At 70.0% G+C, this 18,708-nt stretch carries 17 protein-coding genes; 11 read left to right on the top strand and 6 right to left on the bottom strand.

Annotation, left to right across the window (positions count from 1 at the left end):
- Nucleotides 1-142: 142 nt before the first annotated feature.
- Nucleotides 143-1,621: an ABC transporter permease gene (locus RS82_RS16525; RefSeq protein WP_045301423.1), complete on the bottom strand. Its 1,479-nt coding sequence runs from the start codon at nt 1,619-1,621 to the stop codon at nt 143-145.
- A complete protein-coding gene (locus RS82_RS16520) occupies nt 1,618-2,400 on the bottom strand; it encodes an ABC transporter ATP-binding protein (RefSeq protein ID WP_045301421.1) in 783 nt (260 codons plus the stop codon). Before RS82_RS16520 ends, RS82_RS16525 begins: the two co-directional genes overlap by 4 nt.
- Before the next feature lie 139 nt (nt 2,401-2,539).
- On the opposite strand from RS82_RS16520, the gene RS82_RS16515 reads away from it, so the two are divergent.
- Nucleotides 2,540-3,229, top strand: a complete 690-nt coding sequence (locus tag RS82_RS16515; RefSeq protein ID WP_045301419.1) for a hemerythrin domain-containing protein — start codon at nt 2,540-2,542, stop codon at nt 3,227-3,229.
- A 3-nt stretch (nt 3,230-3,232) separates the two neighbouring features.
- Here the strand turns inward: RS82_RS16515 and RS82_RS16510 are convergent, their stop codons facing one another.
- Nucleotides 3,233-3,871 carry a response regulator gene (locus RS82_RS16510; protein WP_045301417.1) on the bottom strand — a complete coding sequence of 213 codons (639 nt, stop codon included), beginning with the start codon at nt 3,869-3,871 and terminating at the stop codon, nt 3,233-3,235.
- A complete protein-coding gene (locus RS82_RS16505; protein ID WP_245619637.1) occupies nt 3,868-5,043 on the bottom strand; it encodes a sensor histidine kinase in 1,176 nt (391 codons plus the stop codon). The genes RS82_RS16510 and RS82_RS16505 overlap by 4 nt, the downstream gene beginning before the upstream one ends.
- Before the next feature lie 320 nt (nt 5,044-5,363).
- On the opposite strand from RS82_RS16505, the gene RS82_RS16500 reads away from it, so the two are divergent.
- The 9 genes from RS82_RS16500 (at nt 5,364) to RS82_RS16460 (ending at nt 15,499) form a co-directional block, all read left to right on the top strand.
- A complete protein-coding gene (locus RS82_RS16500) occupies nt 5,364-6,212 on the top strand; it encodes a nitrilase-related carbon-nitrogen hydrolase (protein ID WP_045301413.1) in 849 nt (282 codons plus the stop codon).
- Nucleotides 6,213-6,227: 15 nt separating this feature from the next.
- Nucleotides 6,228-7,670: a dihydropyrimidinase gene (gene hydA / locus RS82_RS16495; protein WP_045301411.1), complete on the top strand. Its 1,443-nt coding sequence runs from the start codon at nt 6,228-6,230 to the stop codon at nt 7,668-7,670.
- Between the two features lie 10 nt (nt 7,671-7,680).
- Nucleotides 7,681-8,700 carry a TIGR03842 family LLM class F420-dependent oxidoreductase gene (locus RS82_RS16490; protein WP_045301409.1) on the top strand — a complete coding sequence of 340 codons (1,020 nt, stop codon included), beginning with the start codon at nt 7,681-7,683 and terminating at the stop codon, nt 8,698-8,700.
- Between the two features lie 7 nt (nt 8,701-8,707).
- A complete protein-coding gene (locus RS82_RS16485) occupies nt 8,708-9,637 on the top strand; it encodes an ABC transporter permease (RefSeq protein ID WP_045301407.1) in 930 nt (309 codons plus the stop codon).
- Nucleotides 9,634-10,425: an ABC transporter ATP-binding protein gene (locus RS82_RS16480; RefSeq protein ID WP_045301405.1), complete on the top strand. Its 792-nt coding sequence runs from the start codon at nt 9,634-9,636 to the stop codon at nt 10,423-10,425. Before RS82_RS16485 ends, RS82_RS16480 begins: the two co-directional genes overlap by 4 nt.
- Nucleotides 10,422-11,267, top strand: coding sequence for an ABC transporter permease (locus tag RS82_RS16475; RefSeq protein ID WP_084695714.1), 846 nt, complete (start codon nt 10,422-10,424; stop codon nt 11,265-11,267). Before RS82_RS16480 ends, RS82_RS16475 begins: the two co-directional genes overlap by 4 nt.
- 48 nt (nt 11,268-11,315) lie before the next feature.
- Nucleotides 11,316-12,494 carry an ABC transporter substrate-binding protein gene (locus tag RS82_RS16470; protein ID WP_045301402.1) on the top strand — a complete coding sequence of 393 codons (1,179 nt, stop codon included), beginning with the start codon at nt 11,316-11,318 and terminating at the stop codon, nt 12,492-12,494.
- A 124-nt stretch (nt 12,495-12,618) separates the two neighbouring features.
- Nucleotides 12,619-13,935: an aspartate aminotransferase family protein gene (locus tag RS82_RS16465; RefSeq protein ID WP_045301400.1), complete on the top strand. Its 1,317-nt coding sequence runs from the start codon at nt 12,619-12,621 to the stop codon at nt 13,933-13,935.
- A 46-nt stretch (nt 13,936-13,981) separates the two neighbouring features.
- Entirely contained in the window at nt 13,982-15,499 is a 1,518-nt protein-coding gene (locus tag RS82_RS16460) for a CoA-acylating methylmalonate-semialdehyde dehydrogenase (RefSeq protein ID WP_045301398.1), read from the top strand.
- Between the two features lie 108 nt (nt 15,500-15,607).
- Here the strand turns inward: RS82_RS16460 and RS82_RS16455 are convergent, their stop codons facing one another.
- Both RS82_RS16455 and RS82_RS16450 read right to left on the bottom strand, forming a co-directional pair.
- Nucleotides 15,608-16,570, bottom strand: coding sequence for a diacylglycerol/lipid kinase family protein (locus tag RS82_RS16455; RefSeq protein ID WP_045301396.1), 963 nt, complete (start codon nt 16,568-16,570; stop codon nt 15,608-15,610).
- 71 nt (nt 16,571-16,641) lie between these two features.
- Nucleotides 16,642-17,097: an Lrp/AsnC family transcriptional regulator gene (locus RS82_RS16450; RefSeq protein WP_084695713.1), complete on the bottom strand. Its 456-nt coding sequence runs from the start codon at nt 17,095-17,097 to the stop codon at nt 16,642-16,644.
- A gap of 108 nt (nt 17,098-17,205) precedes the next feature.
- On the opposite strand from RS82_RS16450, the gene RS82_RS16445 reads away from it, so the two are divergent.
- Nucleotides 17,206-18,639 carry a DUF6421 family protein gene (locus RS82_RS16445; RefSeq protein ID WP_045301394.1) on the top strand — a complete coding sequence of 478 codons (1,434 nt, stop codon included), beginning with the start codon at nt 17,206-17,208 and terminating at the stop codon, nt 18,637-18,639.
- Nucleotides 18,640-18,708 lie beyond the last annotated feature (69 nt).

Raw genomic sequence — 18,708 nt, 5'->3', positions numbered from 1 at the left:
CGGGATGCTGCAGCCCCCGGTCGTTGAGCGAGCTTGCGAGTCGAACGCGCAGCATCCGTCCGTCCACCCGACGTCTTGGCTGCTCACCTGTCACGAAGTGCTGACCGGTCCGGCGCTTCGTGACAGGTGAGCGGCAGTCTCCTCAGTCCGCGAGCGCCTCGACCGGCGCGACCCGCGTGGCGAGCCGCGTCGGCACGACCGCCGCAACGAGGGTGAGCACCGCCGTGGCCACCACGATGATCGCCACCGGCAGCCACGGCACGGCGGGAGCGACCAGGGTCGGCGCCGAGAAGGACGGCGGCATCGGCACGGCCCCCAGCAGCGACTGCGCCCCGGCCCAGCCGTAGGCGATGCCGAGCATGAGTCCCGTGACGGTCGCGGTGATCGTGATGTGCGCCGCCTCCAGCAGCACCGTGCGTCGCACCTGCCCCGTCGAGACGCCGAGCGCCCGCAGGAGCCCGAGCTCACGGCGACGCTGCACCACGCCGATCGTCAGGAGGTTCACGAGCCCGACCGCAGCGATGACGGCGGATACCGCGACGAGTCCCATCATGATCCCGGCGAACGTGTCGAGCAGGGTGGTCATCTCCTGCGGTGCCTCGCCGCCGGCCGACGTCGTCAGCACGGCCTTCACGGTCTCGAGCGCGACGGCGAACATCGTCACGAGCGTCACGCCCATCACAACGCCGATCGCCATGCGGCTGGAGCGCTCGGGGTAGCGCAGCGCGTTCTCCGACGCCAGGCGCGCGGTCGCCGACGACCCGAAGAGCTTGCCCACGAGCCGCAGCACCGGGGGCATGACGAGCGTCGCACCGAGCGCCAGGCCGGTGAACGAGAAGATCCCGCCGAAGAAGGCGACGACCACGCCGAGCGGAGAGACGAGCCCGATCGCGATGCCTGCCGCCAGCAGTGCCCCGCCGATCGCGAACAGCGTGATCGCGGCGCCGTTGCGGGCTCCCTTGCGGGTGAACGCGTCATGGGATGCCTCGACCGAGCCGCCCAGGGCCTGCAGCGGCGTGACGGTCAGCACGCGCCGGGACCCCGCCCACGCCGCGGCCCACGTCGTGAGCGCGACAACCGCCGCCGGGACCACGAGCACCGGCTGGACGACGGTGTACTCCACATCCTCGATGCCGAACGCGGCACCCGCGAGCACGACACCTGCCCACGATGCGAGCGTGCCGCCGACGAGCCCGAGCACGGCGCCGATGACGCCGATGACAAGCCCCTGGCGGGCGACCTCGGATCGCTGGGAGCGCGCCGAGGCGCCGATCAGCCGCAGCAGCGCGATGCGACGCGTGCGCCCCGCGATGACCGTCGCGAACGTGTTCGCGGTGACGATGGCCGCGACGTACACCGCGACGCCGATGAGCAGGAAGCTCATGATCGCGAGCACCGCGGCAAGCGTGCCGCTGTCGCCGATGAACGGATCGGCCTTCAGCACGGCGGCGATGAACCCGGTCGCGCTCAGCAGGATGGCGCCGAACGCGCTCGAGATCGCGGCGACCAGGACGCTCGCCCCCATGCCGCGCTCCCGCAGCCACGCGAGCGGCGACGTGGCGCTTCGCGGAACGGATGCCGCGGGCCGCGGGGAGCGCTGCGTCTCGGCGACCGCGGTCACGATGCCACCGCCGCGGCACCCGCGCCGAGTTCGGACGCGAGCATGTAGGCCGAGATCTCCTCGGCGCTCTGGCGCGGCTTGTCGGCGACGATGCGCCCGTCGCCGAGGAACAGCACGCGGTCCGCGTGCGAGGCCGCGACCGGGTCGTGCGTGACCATGGCGATGGACTGGCCGTGCTCGCGCGTGGCGGCGGCGAGGAGCGTGAGCACCTCACGGCCCGAGCGCGAGTCGAGGTTTCCGGTGGGCTCGTCGGCGAACACCAGGTCGGGCGAGGTCGCGAGCGCACGGGCGATCGCGACGCGCTGCTGCTGGCCGCCCGAGAGCTGATGGGGGCGGTGGTTCAGGCGTGACGCGAGTCCCAGGCGCTCGACGAGGCCGTCGATGCGCGCCCGCTCGAGCGTCGTGGGGCGGCGGCCGTCGAGGTCGAACGGCAGCAGGATGTTGCCGAGCGCGTCGAGGGTGGGCACGAGGTTGAACGCCTGGAACACGAACCCCACACGGCGGCGCCGCAGGATCGTGAGCTCGAGGTCCGAGAGGCCGGTGATGTCGGTGTCGCCGATCCACGCGCGCCCCGACGACGGCGCATCGAGCCCCGCCATGATGTGCATGAGCGTCGACTTGCCCGAGCCCGACGGGCCCATGATCGCGGTGAACTCGCCGCGGCGGATGCCGACGCTCACTCCGTCGAGCGCGTGCACCGTGCTCTCGCCGGCGCCGTAGGTCTTGGTGAGCTGCTGCACCCGGGCGGCAAGGCCCAGGTCGGTCGATGAGAGTTCCATGCTTCGACGGTAGGAACGACCCGGTGTCGCCCGCGTCGCCCGGGAGAGGCATCCGTCTACATCTCGAGGATGACCTTCCGCGCGCCAGTGCTCAGGACTAGCCTCACGGGGAGCCGGACCACCGACGCGAGGAGCAACGATGCCAGCCACGCCCCTGCCGCCGAGCGGCGACCTGCCCGGCGGCCCGAAGACGTGCGACGCGAGCGGCATGGCCGAGATCCACCGGCTGTTCCGGCGGGGCTTCGGCGAGGGTCCTGACCTCGTCCGCCGCGTGAGTGAGGGCGATACCGGGCACGCGGAGGTCGTGGCGACCCAGCTCGAGACGCTGTCGCTGGGTCTGCACGCCCACCATGAGGGCGAGGACGAGCGCCTGTGGCCCGCGCTCGACGAGCGCGCACCGTCGTGCGCTGCGCACGTCGAGCGCATGAAGGCCCAGCACGCCGAACTGCTCGTGCATCTGACGGCGCTCGACCGAGCGCTGCCCGCGTGGCGGGCTTCGGCGAAGGCGACGGATGCGGAACCCGTGCTCTCCGCCCTCGCCGGCGTGAACGAGGCCATGGCCGTGCACCTCCCCGACGAGGAGACCAACATCGTGCCGGTGATGGAGTACACCATCACCGAGCCCGAGATCGAGTGGTTCGCGGAGCACGGGCGCAAGGCGATCCCGAAGGGCCAGACGTGGCAGCAGCTCGGCGAGATCCTCGCGGCGCAGCCCGACGGCGGCGACGAGTGGCTCCACAAGCACATGCCCGCGCCCGGACGCCTGGCGTGGCGGCTGATCGGGCGACGCGCCTACGCCAAGCATCGCAGCGCCCTCGAGGGTCGCTGAGCGCTACACGAGGCCGTGCTCGAAGGCGAAGACGACGAGCTGCACGCGGTCGCGCAGGCCGAGCTTCGTGAGGATGCGGCTGATGTGCGTCTTCACCGTCGCCTCCGACAGATATTCGCGCGCAGCGATCTCGGCGTTGGAGAGGCCGCGCGCGGCGAGCGCGAAGATCTCGCGCTCGCGCTCGGTGAGCTCCGCGTAGGCGGCCGGGACCGGCCGCGGCGCAGCATCCGTGAACCTCTCGAACAGCTCTCGGGTGGCGGATGCTGCGATCACGGCCGACCCCGCGTGCACGGTGCGGATCGCCGCGAGGAGGAACTCGGGGTCGGCGTCCTTGAGGAGGAACCCGCTCGCCCCCTGGCGGATCGCCCGGGCGGCGGCCTCGTCGAGGTCGAACGTCGTCAGCATCACGATGCGCGGGGGCTCGGGGTCGGTGAGCAGCTCGGCCGTGGCCGCGAGGCCGTCCATGACGGGCATGCGGATGTCCATGAGCACGACGTCGGGGCGTGACTGACGCACCGCTCCGATCGCCTCACGGCCGTCGGATGCCTCGGCGACGACCTCGAGGTCGGGCTGCGAGTCGACGAGCATGCGGATGCCGGCGCGGAACAGCGACTGGTCGTCGACGAGCGCGACGCGGATCATGCGGGTCCTCCGAGGGGAATGGTGGCACGGACGATGAAGGCGCCGCCTTCGTCGGCCGCGTCGAGCCGGCCGCCGGCGAGTTGGGCGCGCTCGCGCATGCCGATGATGCCGTGGCCGGACCGTCCGGGCTGCGAACCCGGCGTGACGGGGTTGCGGACGTCGAGCTCGACGCGGTCGGGGAGCCAGGACAGCCGCACGTCGACCGAGCCCGCGGGAGCGCCGTGCCGGAGCGCGTTGGTGAGCGCCTCCTGCAGGATGCGGTACACCGCGAGCTGCACCGCAGCCGGCGGCTCCCCCGGGGGCGCCGGGTCGACGTCGACCCGCAGCTGCACCCCGGCGGTGCGCACCTGCGCGTACAGCTCCTCGAGATCGGCGATGGTGGGCTGCGGCCCGTCGCCCTGCCGGTGCCGCAGCTGCCCGAGCAGCAGCCGCACGTCGGCGAGGGCCGAGCGGGCGGTGGTCGAGATCGTCGCGAGCGCGTCGGTGGCGATCGCCGGATCGGATGCCGCCGCGTAGCGCGCCCCGTCGGCCTGGGCGATGACCACCGCGAGGGAGTGGGCGACGACGTCGTGCATGTCGCGGGCGATGCGCACGCGTTCCTGCTCGGCGATCGTCTCGGCCTCGGCGCGCTGCTGCGCGTCGCGGTTCTCCCGCGCGCGGACCGCCGTGCGCACGAGTGCGCCGATCGTCCACGAGAGCCCGAGAGCGAACGCCGCCGCCACGAGCAGGACGAGCGCGAGCGGCAGTGTCTGCCACGACAGCCCGCCGCCGGCGAAGACGGGGCCTGCGAACAGGTACACGGTGATGACGAGCGCGCCCACCAGCGCCGATGCGAAGCCCGCCCAGTAGACGATCCGCGAGCCGTACGCGGCCGTGGCGTAGAGCACCCCGAAGATCGCCAGGTCGGAGAAGCTCGGCGGCCGCCCCAGGCTCATCTGCACGAGCGCGCCCACCCAGGCGATGCCGAGAGCGAGCGGTGGCGACAGGCGCCGCAGGGCCAGCGCACCGCTGAAGAGGGCGGCGACCAGCAGCGAGAACCAGGCCGGGCCGATCGCGCCGAAGGTGTATCCGAGGCCTGCCCCGCCGGTTGCGAGCACCGTCTCGATGGGCCACGCGATCACGAAGAAGACGACGCCGACCGAGACGTCCACGACGATCTGGAAGGTCCTCATGCGGCGCAACACCGTCTCACGCTACGCGAGCACGCCCGGCCGCGGCATCCGTCGTGCGCTGTAAGCGCGGCCGCGCGGCATCCGCCGAGCGATGTACGCACCGGTTGCCGGGGATTCGGCGCACCGGACCCATAAGGTCGGCTGGACCGACCATTGCGCCGCACCGGGCGAGGCTTTACTGTCGCGTCACAGGCCGAAACCGACGGGAAACGTCGGATCGCCAGGATCGGGAAGCGGGGCTGCTCCATCGATCGGACCCCGCCCGACCCGCCCGAGGGACGGACGAGCACGGCACCAGCCGGTTCACGAACGGAGAGACGATGACGACGGTACGCGCGGCGATTTCGCAGACCACCTGGACGGGCGACAAGGAGTCGATGCTCGACAAGCACGAAGGCTTCGCGCGGGATGCCGCGAGCCAGGGTGCCCAGGTGGTGTGCTTCCAGGAGCTGTTCTACGGCCCGTACTTCGGGATCACGCAGGACAAGAAGTACTACCGCTTCGCGGAGTCGTCGGAGGGGCCGATCGTGCAGCGCTTCGCCGCCCTGGCCAAGGAGCTCGGGATCGTGACCGTGCTGCCGATCTACGAGGAGGCGGAGACCGGCGTCTACTACAACACGTCGGTGCTGGTGGACGCCGACGGGACGATCCTCGGCAAGTACCGCAAGCACCACCTCCCCCACCTCGATCGGTTCTGGGAGAAGTTCTACTTCCGCCCCGGCAACCTCGGCTACCCGGTGTTCGACACCGCCGTCGGACGGGTCGGCATGTACATCTGCTACGACCGCCACTTCCCCGAGGGGTGGCGCGAGCTCGGCCTCGGCGACGCGCACATCGTGTTCAACCCGAACGCGACCAAGCCCGGGCTCTCGAATCGGCTGTGGGAGGTCGAGGGGCCCGCCGCGGCTGTCGCCAACGGCTACTTCGTGCTGCAGCCCAACCGCGTCGGCCGCGAGGACAACGAGTACGGCGACCTGGCCGTCGACTTCTACGGCACGAGCCAGGTGATCGACCCGCGCGGCAACTTCGTCGGCGAGCGCGGCTCGGGCGAGCACGAGGAGCTGCTCGTACGCGACCTCGACATGGAGATGGTGCGCGAGATGCGCGACGACTGGCAGTTCTACCGCGACCGCCGACCCGACTCGTACACCCGGATCGCGAAGCCCTGAGGCGGGAGGACAGACATGACCACCACACTCATCAAGGGCGGCACCGTCGTCTCGGCGACCGGCCGCGGCGAGGCCGACGTGCTCATCGACGGCGAGACGATCGCCGCGGTGCTCGCGCCCGGCTCGCAGCTTCTCGGAACGGATGTCGCAGCGTCCGTCGACACCGTCATCGACGCGACCGGCAAGTACGTGATCCCGGGGGGCATCGACGCGCACACCCACATGGAGCTTCCGTTCGGCGGCACCAACGCGTCCGATACGTTCGAGACCGGCACGCGGGCGGCCGCATGGGGCGGCACGACGTCGATCATCGACTTCGCCGTGCAGCGCTACGGCGAGCGCGTGCAGGACGGCCTGGCCGCCTGGCACGAGAAGGCGGCGGGCAACTGCGCGATCGACTACGGCTTCCACCAGATCGTCGGCGGCGTCGACGACGACTCGCTCGCCGCGATGCGCGGTCTCGTCGACGAGGGGGTGTCCAGCTTCAAGCTCTTCATGGCCTATCCGGGCGTCTTCTACTCCGACGACGCCCAGGTGCTGAAGGCGATGCAGGTCTCGCAGGAGACCGGACTTCTCACGATGATGCACGCCGAGAACGGCCCGGCGATCGACGTGCTGGCGGCGCAGCTCGCCGAGGCCGGCAAGAAGGCGCCGTACTACCACGGCATCGCCCGCGCGTGGCAGATGGAGGAGGAGGCCACGCACCGCGCGATCATGCTCGCGAACCTCACCGGCGCCCCGCTGTACGTCGTGCACGTGAGCGCGAAGCAGGCCGTGGAGCAGCTCGCCTGGGCACGCGATCAGGGCTGGAACGTGTTCGGCGAGACGTGTCCGCAGTACCTGTACCTGTCGCTCGAGGAGCAGCTGGGTGCGTTCAGCGAGGAGTGGGGGCAGTTCGAGGGCGCCAAGTGGGTGTGCTCGACGCCGTTGCGCTCGCGGCAGGAGGGGCACCAGCACCACATGTGGCAGGCGCTGCGCACCAACGACATCCAGATGGTGTCGACCGACCACTGCCCGTTCTGCATGAAGGGTCAGAAGGACCTCGGCCTCGACGACTTCCGCGCGATCCCGAACGGCATCGGCTCGGTCGAGCACCGCATGGACCTCATGTACCAGGGCGTGGTGACCGGAAAGATCACGCTGGAGCGCTGGGTCGAGCTCACCTCGACCACGCCGGCGCGCATGTTCGGCCTGTACGGCCGCAAGGGCGTCATCCAGCCCGGCGCCGACGGCGACGTCGTGGTCTACGACCCGAACGGACACACGTCCATCGGCTTCGGCGAGGGCCGCACGCACCACATGAACATGGACCACTCCGCGTGGGAGGGCTACGAGATCGACGGGCACGTCGACACCGTCATCTCGCGCGGCAAGGTCGTGGTCGACGACGGCCAGTACCTCGGCGCCAAGGGCGACGGCCGGTTCCTCAAGCGCGGCCTCAGCCAGTACCTGATCTAAGGGGTCCCAGATGGATTTCGGTGTCGTCCTCCAGACCAATCCGCCTGCGGCGCGGACGGTGCAGCTCGCGAAGCTCGCCGAAGCGCACGGCTTCAGTCATGTGTGGACCTTCGACTCGCACCTGCTGTGGCAGGAGCCGTACGTCATCCACTCCGCGATCCTCGCCGAGACCAAGCGGGTCACCGTGGGGCCGTTCGTGACCAACCCGGCGACGAGGGACTGGACGGTGACGGCATCCGTCTTCGCCACGCTCAACGAGATGTACGGCAACCGCACGATCTGCGGCATCGGCCGCGGCGACTCGGCGGTGCGGGTGACGAACGGCGCACCCACGACGATGGCCGAGCTGCGCGAGTCGATCCACGTGATCCGCGAGCTCGCGAACTCCCGGCAGGTCGAGTACAAGGGGGCGACGCTGCAGTTCCCGTGGAGCCGCGGCTCCGAGCTGGACGTGTGGGTCGCGGCGTACGGGCCGATGGCGCTCAAGCTCACCGGAGAGGTGGGGGACGGCTTCATCCTGCAGCTCGCGGACGTCGACATCGCCGCCTGGATGATCAAGACGGTGAAGGATGCCGCGGCCGCCGCCGGCCGAGACCCCGACTCGCTGGCATTCTGCGTGGCGGCGCCGATGTACATCGGCGACGACTGGGACCACATGCGCGAGCAGTGCCGCTGGTTCGGCGGAATGGTCGGCAACCATGTCGCCGACATCGTGGCGAAGTACGGCCATCATGGCGAGGGGGTGCCCGAGGCGCTCACCGACTACATCGAGCGACGCCAGGGTTACGACTACAACACCCACGGCAAAGCGGACAACGACCATGTCGACTTCGTTCCGGACGACATCGTGGACCGGTTCTGCATCCTCGGGACGGCGTCCGAGCACATCGCGAAGCTCGAGCAGCTGCGCGAGCTGGGTGTGACCCAGTTCGCCGGGTACCTTCAGCACGACAACAAGGAGGAGACCCTCCGCGTCTACGGCGAGACCGTCATCCCCGCACTGCAGACGCACGTGACGGCGAAGAAGTGACGGCCGCATGAGGCCCGTCGGCTGGTCGGCCCGACGACAGGGCGAGCTGCGGGGATGGATCGCGGCGGGATGGGGCGCCCTCGGGGTGCTCGCCGTCCTCGTGCTGTGGGAGCTGTACAAGTTCGCCGGGCCGAGCGAAGGCTTCATCGTCGGCGCGGTGCCGGGAGAATCCGGCTCGGGTGTCATGCTCCTACCCCGCACGCACGACCGCGCGATGCCGCACGTGTGGGACATGGCCGCGCGCCTGTTCGCCCCGACCAGCGGCGGCGACACCCCACCGCTGTGGGTCTCGGTGGCGGGTGCGGCGCTCGTGACGCTCGGGATCGCCGCCGTCGGGTGGCTGATCGGCGTCGCCGTGGGCGCGGTGCTGGGTCTTGTGATGCAGCGCTGGCGGTTGCTGGAGTGGGGGCTTCTCCCTTGGATCGTGGTGAGCCAGATCGTGCCGCTCATCGCCTTCGCGCCCGTCGTCAACGCGATCGGCAACCAGATCGACCGCGGCGGCGGCACCTGGCCGCAGTGGCTGTCGGTCGCGGTCATCGCGTCGTACCTCGCCTTCTTCCCGGTCGCGGTCGGCGTGCTGCGCGGACTCGCGTCGCCGGACCGCATCCACCTCGACCTCATGAACAGCTACGCCGCCGGCTACTGGGCGACCCTGCTCCGGCTGCGCCTTCCCGCCGCAGTTCCCCACCTGCTGCCGGCGCTCCGGCTCGCGGCCGCGAACGCGGTGCTCGGCGCCGTCGTCGCCGAGGTGTCGATCGGCATGCGCGGAGGCATCGGCCGCATGCTCATCCAGCTCGCGGGCCAGGCCTCGTCGGACCCCGCGGCGCCGTGGGGTCCCACCTTCGGCTCGATCGCACTCGGCCTCATCGCCGCCGGCTCCGTCGCCCTCATCGGCCTCGGACTCGCCAACTACCGCAGAGGAGAAGCGACCGCATGACGGAGCTCGCAGTCCATGCCGCCGGCGTCGGGAAGGTCTTCCCGACGAAGACCGGGGAGGTCGTCGCGCTGACCGACGTCGAGCTCGAGGTCTCGGCCGGAGAATTCGTGTCGCTCATCGGTCCGTCGGGCTGCGGCAAGTCGACCCTGCTGCGACTCATCGCCGACCTCGACCAGGCGACGAGCGGCACCCTCGAGATCTTCGGCAAGCCCGCCAAGCGCGCCCGCATCGACCAGGACTACGGCATCGCGTTCCAGCAGGCCGGACTCCTCCCCTGGCGTACCGTCGGAGCGAACATCGGGCTCCCCCTCGAACTCCACGGCACCGGCAAGGCGGACCGGGCCGCACGCATCGCGGAGCTCGCGGAGCTCGTCGGCCTCTCGGACTTCGTCGACCGCTACCCCGATCAGCTCTCCGGCGGCATGCAGCAGCGCGTCGCGATCGCGCGGGCGCTTGCCGCACGGCCGAAGCTGCTCCTCATGGACGAGCCGTTCGGCGCGCTCGACGAGATGACGCGCGAGCGCCTGCAGTCCGAACTCACGCGCATCGCCGCCGAGACCTCCGCCGCCGTGGTGTTCGTGACCCACTCCATCCCCGAGGCGGTGTTCCTGTCCGACCGCGTCGTGGTGATGAGCCCTCGACCTGGCCGCATCACCGACGTCATCGAGACGGGCCTCGGCGATGTACGCGACGAGGCCTTACGCGAATCCACCGGGTTCTTCGACCGCGTCACCGCGGTCCGAGAGGCGCTGCACGGCACTCCGGTCACGAGGGCGAGCGAATCATGACCGATGCGGATGCTGCGACCACGATGCTCCCGGCTCCACCGGAGCCGTCCGGCAACGCGCCGCGGCCGATGCCGGCAGAACGCGAGCTTCCGGGCTGGCTGAAGTGGGTGGCGCCCATCGTGGTCGGCATCCTGATCCTCGCGATCTGGATCTTCTGGGTCGACGTTCTCGGCACCGCGCCACGCATGCTGCCGAGCCCCATCGCGATCGCCGAGGAGTTCGTGCGGCGCTTCCCGATCATCCTCGACGACATGAAGATCACGGCCACGAATGCGCTGATCGGCCTCGTCGTCGGCTCGCTCCTCGCGCTGCTCTTCGCCGGTCTCGCCGCGGCCGCCAAGCCCGTCGACGGCATGCTCGCACCCCTCGTGTCGGCACTGGCCGTGATCCCGATCGTCGCGGTTACGCCGATCCTCAACACGATGTTCGGCGCTTCCAGCCAGTTCGGGCGCCAGGCAGTGGCGACGATCGCGGCCTTCATCCCGGTGTTCGTCAACGTGCTGCGAGGGCTCAGGCAGACCCGCCCGGTGCACCGCGACCTCCTCCGCGCCTCGGCGGCCTCAAGCTGGCAGACCTTCCGCGTGCTGACGCTTCCGACGGCGCTGCCGTACCTCATGACGGGCCTGCGCATCGCGAGCTCGCTCGCCGTGATCGCCGCGCTCGTGGCCGAGTACTTCGGCGGCCCCGCCGACGGCATCGGCACGGCGATCGCCACCTACGCGAAATCCGGCCGCGCCGCACTGGCGTGGGCGTACGTGCTGGGCGGCATCATCATCGGCCTCGTGTTCTTCCTCGTCACCTCGCTCCTGGAGCGGCTCGCGACGAGGCGGTCGTCGGCCTGAAGAGTCCCGAAACCGAGGGAAGACAACGCACCACACGAAAGGAACGCAATGAGACACAGCATCAGACGCGGCCTGGCCGCAGCATCCGTGTTCACCGTCGCGGCACTCGCGCTCGCGGCGTGCGCCGGTTCCGGTGACTCCGCCGACGACGGGGGCGGCGGGAGCGAGGACTTCGAGCCGCTCACGTCGATCAAGCTGCAGCTGCAGTGGCTGCCGCAGGCGCAGTTCGCGGGGTACTACGTCGCCCAGGAGAAGGGCTACTTCGAGGAGGAGGGCTTCGACGAGGTCGAGATCGTCCCGTCGGGCGGCGACATCGTGCCACAGGACGCGCTCGTCGCCGGCGACGTCGACTTCGCCATCGCGTGGGTTCCCAAGGTGCTCGGCACACTCGAGGCCACCGGCGTCGAGCTCACCGACATCGCACAGGTGTTCCAGAAGTCCGGCACGCTGCAGGTGTCGTGGAAGGGCGACGGCATCGAATCGGTCGCGGACTTCGAGGGCAAGCGGATCGGCTCGTGGGGGTTCGGCAACGAGTGGGAGATCTTCGCGGCGATGGCCGCGGAGGACCTCGACTCGACCACGGTGTCGATCACCACGCAGGACTTCTCCATGAACGCCCTCCTGGACAGGGACGTGGACGCCGCCCAGGCGATGACGTACAACGAGTGGGCGCAGATCCTCGAGGTCGTGAACCCCGCCACCGGGGAGCTCTACCAGCCCGAGGACTTCGATGTCATCTCGTACGAGGAGACCGACGGGGCCATGCTGCAGGACGCCATCTGGGCCGACACGCAGCGCCTCGAGGACGACCCGGCGTACGCCGACGCCGCCGTGCGGTTCCTCAAGGCCGTCACCAAGGGCTGGATCTTCGCGCGCGACAATCCCGAGGAGGCCGCGTCGATCGTCTACGACATCGCCTCCAACGCCGAGGCGGCGTTCCCCGTCGGCCCGGTGCACCAGCAGTGGCAGATGAACGAGGTCAACAAGCTCATCTGGACGGGCGCCGACTTCGGCCTGGTCGACAAGGCCGCGTGGGACAAGACGGTCGCGGGCGCGCTGTCGGCGAAGAACCAGGACGACCTCGAGCTCATCACGACCGAACCCGCCGCCTCGGCCTACTCGAACGAGTACATCGAGAAGGCGCTGGCCGCGCTGAAGGACGAGGGCGTCGAGGTCGCCGGCGAATACACGCCGATCGAGGTCACCCTCACCGAGGGCGGCCAGTAGATCAGAGCGCGTTTCGTCTCGCTCGTTCCTCGCCCGCTCAACGACCGGTGTTCTCGGGCGTTGAGCGGGCGAAGCGAGACGAAACGCCCTTGACCCGCCGACGGAGAAAGGGAAGCGTGGCCGCATGACCGAAGACCTCGACGCCCTCGCGAAAGACCTGGATCGCGAGTATGTGTTCCACTCGTGGTCCGCGCAGGCGGGCCTTGACCTCCCTGTGATCGCCGGCGGCTCGGGCGCCGTCGTGTGGGACCATGCCGGCAATCGCATGCTCGACTTCTCGAGCCAGCTGGTCAACGTGAACATCGGGCATCAGCATCCTGCTGTCGTCGCCGCCATCCGCGAGCAGGCCGACGAGCTCGCCACGATCGGCCCCGCCACCGCGAATCTCGCCCGCGGACGCGCAGCGCAGCGCATCCTCGACAAGGCTCCCGACGGGTTCGCGAAGGTGTTCTTCACCAACGGCGGCGCCGACGCGATCGAGAACGCCATCCGGATGGCCCGGCTTCACACCGGTCGCGACACGGTGCTGTCGACGTATCGCTCGTACCACGGCAACACCGGTGCGGCGATCGTCGCGACGGGCGACTGGCGCCGGATGCCGAACCAGTTCGCCCGCGGACACGTGCACTTCTTCGGGCCGTTCCTCTATCGCACCGAGTTCTGGGCGACGACCCCCGAGGAGGAGTCCGAGCGGGCGCTGCAGCACCTCGAACGCGTCATCCAGTCCGAGGGGCCGTCCGCGATCGCGGCACTGCTGCTCGAGTCGATCCCCGGCACGGCCGGCATCATGCTGCCGCCGCCGGGCTACCTCGCGGGCGTGCGGGCGCTGGCCGACAAGTACGGGATCGTCCTGATCCTCGACGAGGTCATGGCGGGGTTCGGTCGCACCGGCCGCTGGTTCGCGTTCCAGGGCTACGACGTCGTGCCCGACCTCATCACCTTCGCGAAGGGCGTGAACTCGGGGTACGTGCCGGTCGGCGGCGTGATCATCTCACCCGAGATCTCGGCGACGTTCGACGACCGCGTCTTCCCCGGCGGACTCACGTACTCCGGTCATCCCCTGGCCGCGGCATCCATCATCGCCGCCATCGACGCGATGGAGTCGGAGGGCATCGTCGACAACGCGCGCCGCGTCGGCGAGGACGCGATCGGGCCCGGGCTCGCGGCGCTGGCGGAGAAGCATCCGCTCATCGGCGAGGTGCGGGGCGAGGGCGTGTTCTGGGCCCTCGACCTCGTGACCGACCGCGAGAGCCGCGAGCCGGTCGGTGCCGACGTGATCGGACGCCTCAAGAAGGAGCTCACCTCGCGGGGCCTGCTGCCCTTCGCCGCGGAGAACCGCATCCACGTCGTGCCGCCCTGCGTGGTGACCGACGGGGAGGTGCAGGAGGCGATGTCGATCTACGATGAAGCCTTGACGAGAGTCGAAGGCGACCTCGCGTGACACGTGCACGCCCTCTCACGAGGAGGGCTTCCGAAGGAGGAACACGATGACTGACACCCTGCCGCGCACCGAGACGGCGGTTCTCGACCACTGGATCAACGGCGCGCCCTGGGCCGGGGCATCCGAGCGCACCGGCCAGGTGTTCAACCCCGCACTCGGGACGGTCCAGAAGGAGGTGCGGTTCGCGTCGCGCGAAGACGTCGGAGAGGCGGTGGATGCTGCGTCCGCGGCGTGGCTGCAGTGGCGCGACGCCTCGATCGCCAAGCGCCAGGGCGTGCTCTTCGCGTTCCGCGAGCTGCTCAATGCCCGCAAGGAGGAGCTCGCCGAGATCCTCACCGCGGAACACGGCAAGGTGCTCTCCGACGCGCGCGGCGAGATCGCCCGCGGCATGGAGGTCGTCGAGTTCGCGTGCGGTCTCGGGCACCTGACCAAGGGCGCGTACTCCGAGAACGTGTCGACCGGCATCGACGTGTACACGCTGCGCCAGCCGCTGGGCGTGGTCGGCATCATCAGCCCGTTCAACTTCCCGGCCATGGTGCCGCTGTGGTTCTTCTCGATCGCGCTCGCCGCCGGCAACGCCGTCGTGCTCAAGCCCTCCGAGAAGGACCCGACCGCCGCGAACTGGCTCGCGGGCCTGCTCACCGAGGCAGGACTCCCCGACGGCGTCTTCAACGTCGTGCACGGCGACAAGGAGGCGGTCGATGCGCTCCTCGAGCACCCCGACGTGCGGGCGATCTCGTTCGTCGGCTCGACCCCGATCGCCAAGTACGTCTACGAGACCGCGACCTCGCACGGCAAGCGCGTGCAGGCGCTCGGCGGCGCGAAGAACCACATGCTCGTCCTCCCGGACGCCGACCTCGACCTCGCCGCCGACGCCGCCGTGAACGCCGGCTTCGGCTCGGCCGGCGAGCGCTGCATGGCGATCTCGGTCGTCCTGGCGGTCGACACCGTCGCCGACGCGTTCGTGGCGAAGGTCGCCGAGCGCATGGCAGGCCTCAAGGTGGGCGACGGCACCCGCGGCTGCGACATGGGCCCACTCATCACGGGTCAGCACCGCGACAAGGTGACGTCGTACCTCGACGTCGCGGACGCCGACGGCGCCTCGGTCGTGGTCGACGGACGCGATGTCGAGATCGACGGCGACGAGAACGGCTTCTGGCTCGGTCCGACCCTGATCGACAACGTGCCGACGACGTCGACGGTCTACACCGACGAGATCTTCGGACCGGTGCTGTCGGTCGTGCGTGTCGAGGGCTACGAGGAGGGCCTCGGCATCATCAACTCGAGCCGCTACGGCAACGGCACCGCGATCTTCACGAACGACGGCGGTGCTGCCCGCCGCTTCCAGCGCGAGGCGACCGTCGGGATGATCGGCATCAACGTGCCGATCCCCGTCCCGGTGGCGTACCACTCGTTCGGCGGCTGGAAGGCATCGCTGTTCGGCGATGCGAAGGCGTACGGCCCGCACGGATTCGAGTTCTTCACGGCCGAGAAGGCGATCACCTCGCGGTGGCTCGACCCCTCGCACGGCGGCATCAACCTGGGCTTCCCCCAGCACGACTGACGCCGAGCCTCGCTCGTTGAGCGAGCTTGCGAGCCGAAACGTCCTCGCACCCGCGCACTGCGCCGGGTGCGAGGACGTTTCGTCTGGAGGCGCCGGAGCGCCCTCCGCTCAACGACCGGGAGGAGGGACGGGGGCGAACACCGTCACGGCGCGCGGCACGGCGACGCACCGCAGGGTGAAGCCTCCGGGAGCGCGCTCCTCGAGCTCGCCGTCATGGACGAAGACGGACGGATGCCCCGGCTCGGGCCGCACGTGAAGCTCGAGCTCTCGCACCACGAACCGCTCGATGTCGGCGTCGCGCGGGTACAGCCCCACCGCGCGCATCACGGCCGCGGAGCGCTTGCCGAACGCGAGCGACGCGAAGGCGCGGACCTTGGATCCGCGCGCGTGGTGGATGCGCACATCCAGCGCGCCGGCGTCCGCCTCCTGCCGCTGCATCGTGGCGACACGGTCGGGATCGTTGCGGCCGACGCTCACGAAGACCGACCAGACCCGGGCTCGCCTGCCATCCCGCACGATGGTGAGCGGCTCGGCCCGCCGCAGCGCGACCGCTGTGGCGACCGCGCCGCCGATCCACTTGCCCAGGCTGCTGCGGCGCTCGCGCTCCTCGATGAGCTCCGGGTAGGCGCCTACCGACACCACGTTGAGAACCGTCATGGGGTCATCGGAGTCGGCGGTCGCCTCGGCCACGCCGACGTCGACGGTCGAACCCGCCTCGTAGGCATCGATCGCGATATCCACGCTGTCGACACCGAGCGCCCGGACGAAATGGTTGAACGTTCCGCCGGGCATCGCCAGCAGCGGGCGATCGTGCTGCCGTGCGAGGTGCGCCATGCGCGACACCGAGCCGTCGCCGCCGTAGACGCCGAGCACGTCGGGGGCGGGATCCGATCGCGTCGCCGCCGCGACGACGTCGGCGAGGTCCTCGCCCTCGCCGAGCTCGTGCATTTCTGCGGCCGGAAGTCGTTCGGCGAAGGTCGCCGCGGGATCCGACCGGATGACCGCTGAGCCGGACAGCGCGTTCCGCACGATGAGCAGACCACGGCCGTCGGAGCGTGTCCTGAGGTTCATGTCGCGAGAGTACCGAAGCGGGATCGGCCGAACCGGGGCTTGCGCCGAGGCCCGCGATCTGTCGCCCGGTCTCAGGCGGGGAGGATCGGGCGGTTCTCGTAGAAGGTCTGGAGCACGACGGTCGTACGGGTGTTGACCGACGCGGCGGCGCGGATGTCGCGGATCAGCGACTCCAGATGGCGCGGGGTCGCGACCCGCACGAGCAGGATGTAACTCGCGTCGCCCGCGATCGAGTGGCACGCCTCGATCTCGCTGAGGTGCTCGAGGAGCTCGGGCGCGTTGTCGGGCTGGGCGGGGTCGAGCGGCGTGATCTCGACGAACGCCGCGAGCGGCTTTCCGACGGCCTCGGCGTCGACGAGGGTCCGGTAGCCGGTGATGACGCCGCGGCTCTCGAGCCGGCGCAGCCGCGCCTGCACGGCCGACACCGACAGTCCGACGGCTGCCGACAGGTCGGCGAGAGTGGCGCGGGCGTCCTGCGACACCTCGCGCACGATGGCGGCATCGATCGCGTCATCCAGGGCGGGCATGGCTCGACTCTAGCCGCGTGGACAGGAAAATTTCCTGCCTGATCACGCAGCCAAGGGAACTTCTCTAGAATCGGGAGGGAAACCGCACTCGAAGATCGGAGGTTCACCATGTCCAGCAGCACCCTTCACACGTCGAAGGCGATCGTCGGCGAACCCGAGGTCGTCGAGGACGCCCGCACGGCAGAGACCAGCGACGCCTGGTTGCGCCTCAAGGCCGCGGCGACCGCGATCCAGAGCCTCCAGGTGCAGGACGGATCGATTCCGGATGCTGCCGCCCACGCCGAGGCACGCGCTCTGGTGACCGAGATCACCGGCGGCATCCGCGCGCTCGCGCCCGCCTTCCCGCACGATGCCGACTACCTCTCCGCGTCGGTGCGCGACTTCGAACGCTGGATGGACCAGGGCTTCGGCGTCCCGGATTTCCTCGATTCGCTCGCAGCCTTCCAGCCTCAGCAGCAGCGGGCCGACGGCATCCGTCATCTCGTCGTGTTCCCGATGTACACGCAGAACGGCTCGCGCGACCGCCACGTCGAGGCCGTGCTCGTCGAGGTGATCTGGCCCGAGTTCATCGCGCAGCTCGAGGCCGGCGACTACGGCAACAAGCTGTTCGTGTCGCTGCGGTTCGTCGACTTCACCCCCGGGTACGACACGAACTCCGCGGTGCTGTTCCCCGAGACCGTCGCGATGCGCGAGATCCCGACCTTCGCGTGGGGCGCGATCTTCCAGGACCGCGAGGCCGCACGCTACCGCCGCGTCGTGCGTGCCGCCGCCGACATCACGAAGCTCGATCTCCCCGCCGACGCCGCGCGCATGCTCGACGACCAGGAGCTCACCGAGAAGACGTTCGTGATGTGGGACATCATCCACGACCGCACCCACATGCGCGGCGACCTGCCGTTCGACCCGTTCATGATCAAGCAGCGGATGCCGTACTTCCTGTACTCGCTGGAAGAGCTGCGCTGCGACCTCACCGCGTTCCGCGAATGCGTCGCGATCGAGAAGCGCCTCGCGGCCCGGGTCGAGGCGGGCGACACGCTCGATGCCGCCGAGGCCGAGATGCTCGAGCACGCGAAGCTCGTGCAGTACGCGGTGATCTTCGACCGCATCTTCCGGTTCTCGATCACGGGCTCGCGCGTGCGCAACTACGACGGACTCGGCGGACAGCTCCTCTTCGCGTGGTTGCACCAGCGAGACGTGCTCCACTGGACGGACACCGCGCTCGCCTTCGACTGGGACGACGTGCCCGCCGCGGTGATCGCGCTCGGCGAGGCGATCGACGATCTCTACTGGCGCTCCATCGACCGGCCGAAGACCGCGCACTGGCTCGCCGCCTACGATCTGGTGCGCGGCACCCTGACGCCGAACCCCGCCTCGCAGTGGGCCCGGGGTCTCTCCGACGAGATCCTCGCCGGCGCCCCGAAGGGGTATACCGACGCGGTGATGGACGACGAGTTCCCGCTGTCGATGTTCTTCGAGGCGCTCGACAAGAAGATGAAGCCCGTCATCGAGTCGACCGCCGGGATCACCGGGCAGGATTCCTGACACCGACGGAGCGTTCTCGGCGGGGCTTCGCTGCTCGCCGAGAACGCTCATTCGCGACGTGGAAGGGTG

This window comes from Microbacterium trichothecenolyticum, from assembly GCF_000956465.1.
Taxonomy (GTDB): Bacteria; Actinomycetota; Actinomycetes; order Actinomycetales; family Microbacteriaceae; genus Microbacterium; species Microbacterium trichothecenolyticum.
This window is presented reverse-complemented; position numbering and strand designations above follow the sequence as displayed.

What these genes read in the sequence shown, in the direction of transcription:
- RS82_RS16520 (WP_045301421.1), bottom strand. Translation starts at nt 2,400, where the DNA reads ATGGAACTCTCATCGACCGACCTGGGCCTTGCCGCCCGGGTGCAGCAG.
- RS82_RS16515 (WP_045301419.1), top strand. Translation starts at nt 2,540, where the DNA reads ATGCCAGCCACGCCCCTGCCGCCGAGCGGCGACCTGCCCGGCGGCCCG.
- RS82_RS16510 (WP_045301417.1), bottom strand. Translation starts at nt 3,871, where the DNA reads ATGATCCGCGTCGCGCTCGTCGACGACCAGTCGCTGTTCCGCGCCGGC.
- RS82_RS16505 (WP_245619637.1), bottom strand. Translation starts at nt 5,043, where the DNA reads ATGAGGACCTTCCAGATCGTCGTGGACGTCTCGGTCGGCGTCGTCTTC.
- RS82_RS16500 (WP_045301413.1), top strand. Translation starts at nt 5,364, where the DNA reads ATGACGACGGTACGCGCGGCGATTTCGCAGACCACCTGGACGGGCGAC.
- hydA (WP_045301411.1), top strand. Translation starts at nt 6,228, where the DNA reads ATGACCACCACACTCATCAAGGGCGGCACCGTCGTCTCGGCGACCGGC.
- RS82_RS16490 (WP_045301409.1), top strand. Translation starts at nt 7,681, where the DNA reads ATGGATTTCGGTGTCGTCCTCCAGACCAATCCGCCTGCGGCGCGGACG.
- RS82_RS16485 (WP_045301407.1), top strand. Translation starts at nt 8,708, where the DNA reads ATGAGGCCCGTCGGCTGGTCGGCCCGACGACAGGGCGAGCTGCGGGGA.
- RS82_RS16480 (WP_045301405.1), top strand. Translation starts at nt 9,634, where the DNA reads ATGACGGAGCTCGCAGTCCATGCCGCCGGCGTCGGGAAGGTCTTCCCG.
- RS82_RS16475 (WP_084695714.1), top strand. Translation starts at nt 10,422, where the DNA reads ATGACCGATGCGGATGCTGCGACCACGATGCTCCCGGCTCCACCGGAG.
- RS82_RS16470 (WP_045301402.1), top strand. Translation starts at nt 11,316, where the DNA reads ATGAGACACAGCATCAGACGCGGCCTGGCCGCAGCATCCGTGTTCACC.
- RS82_RS16465 (WP_045301400.1), top strand. Translation starts at nt 12,619, where the DNA reads ATGACCGAAGACCTCGACGCCCTCGCGAAAGACCTGGATCGCGAGTAT.
- RS82_RS16460 (WP_045301398.1), top strand. Translation starts at nt 13,982, where the DNA reads ATGACTGACACCCTGCCGCGCACCGAGACGGCGGTTCTCGACCACTGG.
- RS82_RS16455 (WP_045301396.1), bottom strand. Translation starts at nt 16,570, where the DNA reads ATGAACCTCAGGACACGCTCCGACGGCCGTGGTCTGCTCATCGTGCGG.
- RS82_RS16450 (WP_084695713.1), bottom strand. Translation starts at nt 17,097, where the DNA reads ATGCCCGCCCTGGATGACGCGATCGATGCCGCCATCGTGCGCGAGGTG.
- RS82_RS16445 (WP_045301394.1), top strand. Translation starts at nt 17,206, where the DNA reads ATGTCCAGCAGCACCCTTCACACGTCGAAGGCGATCGTCGGCGAACCC.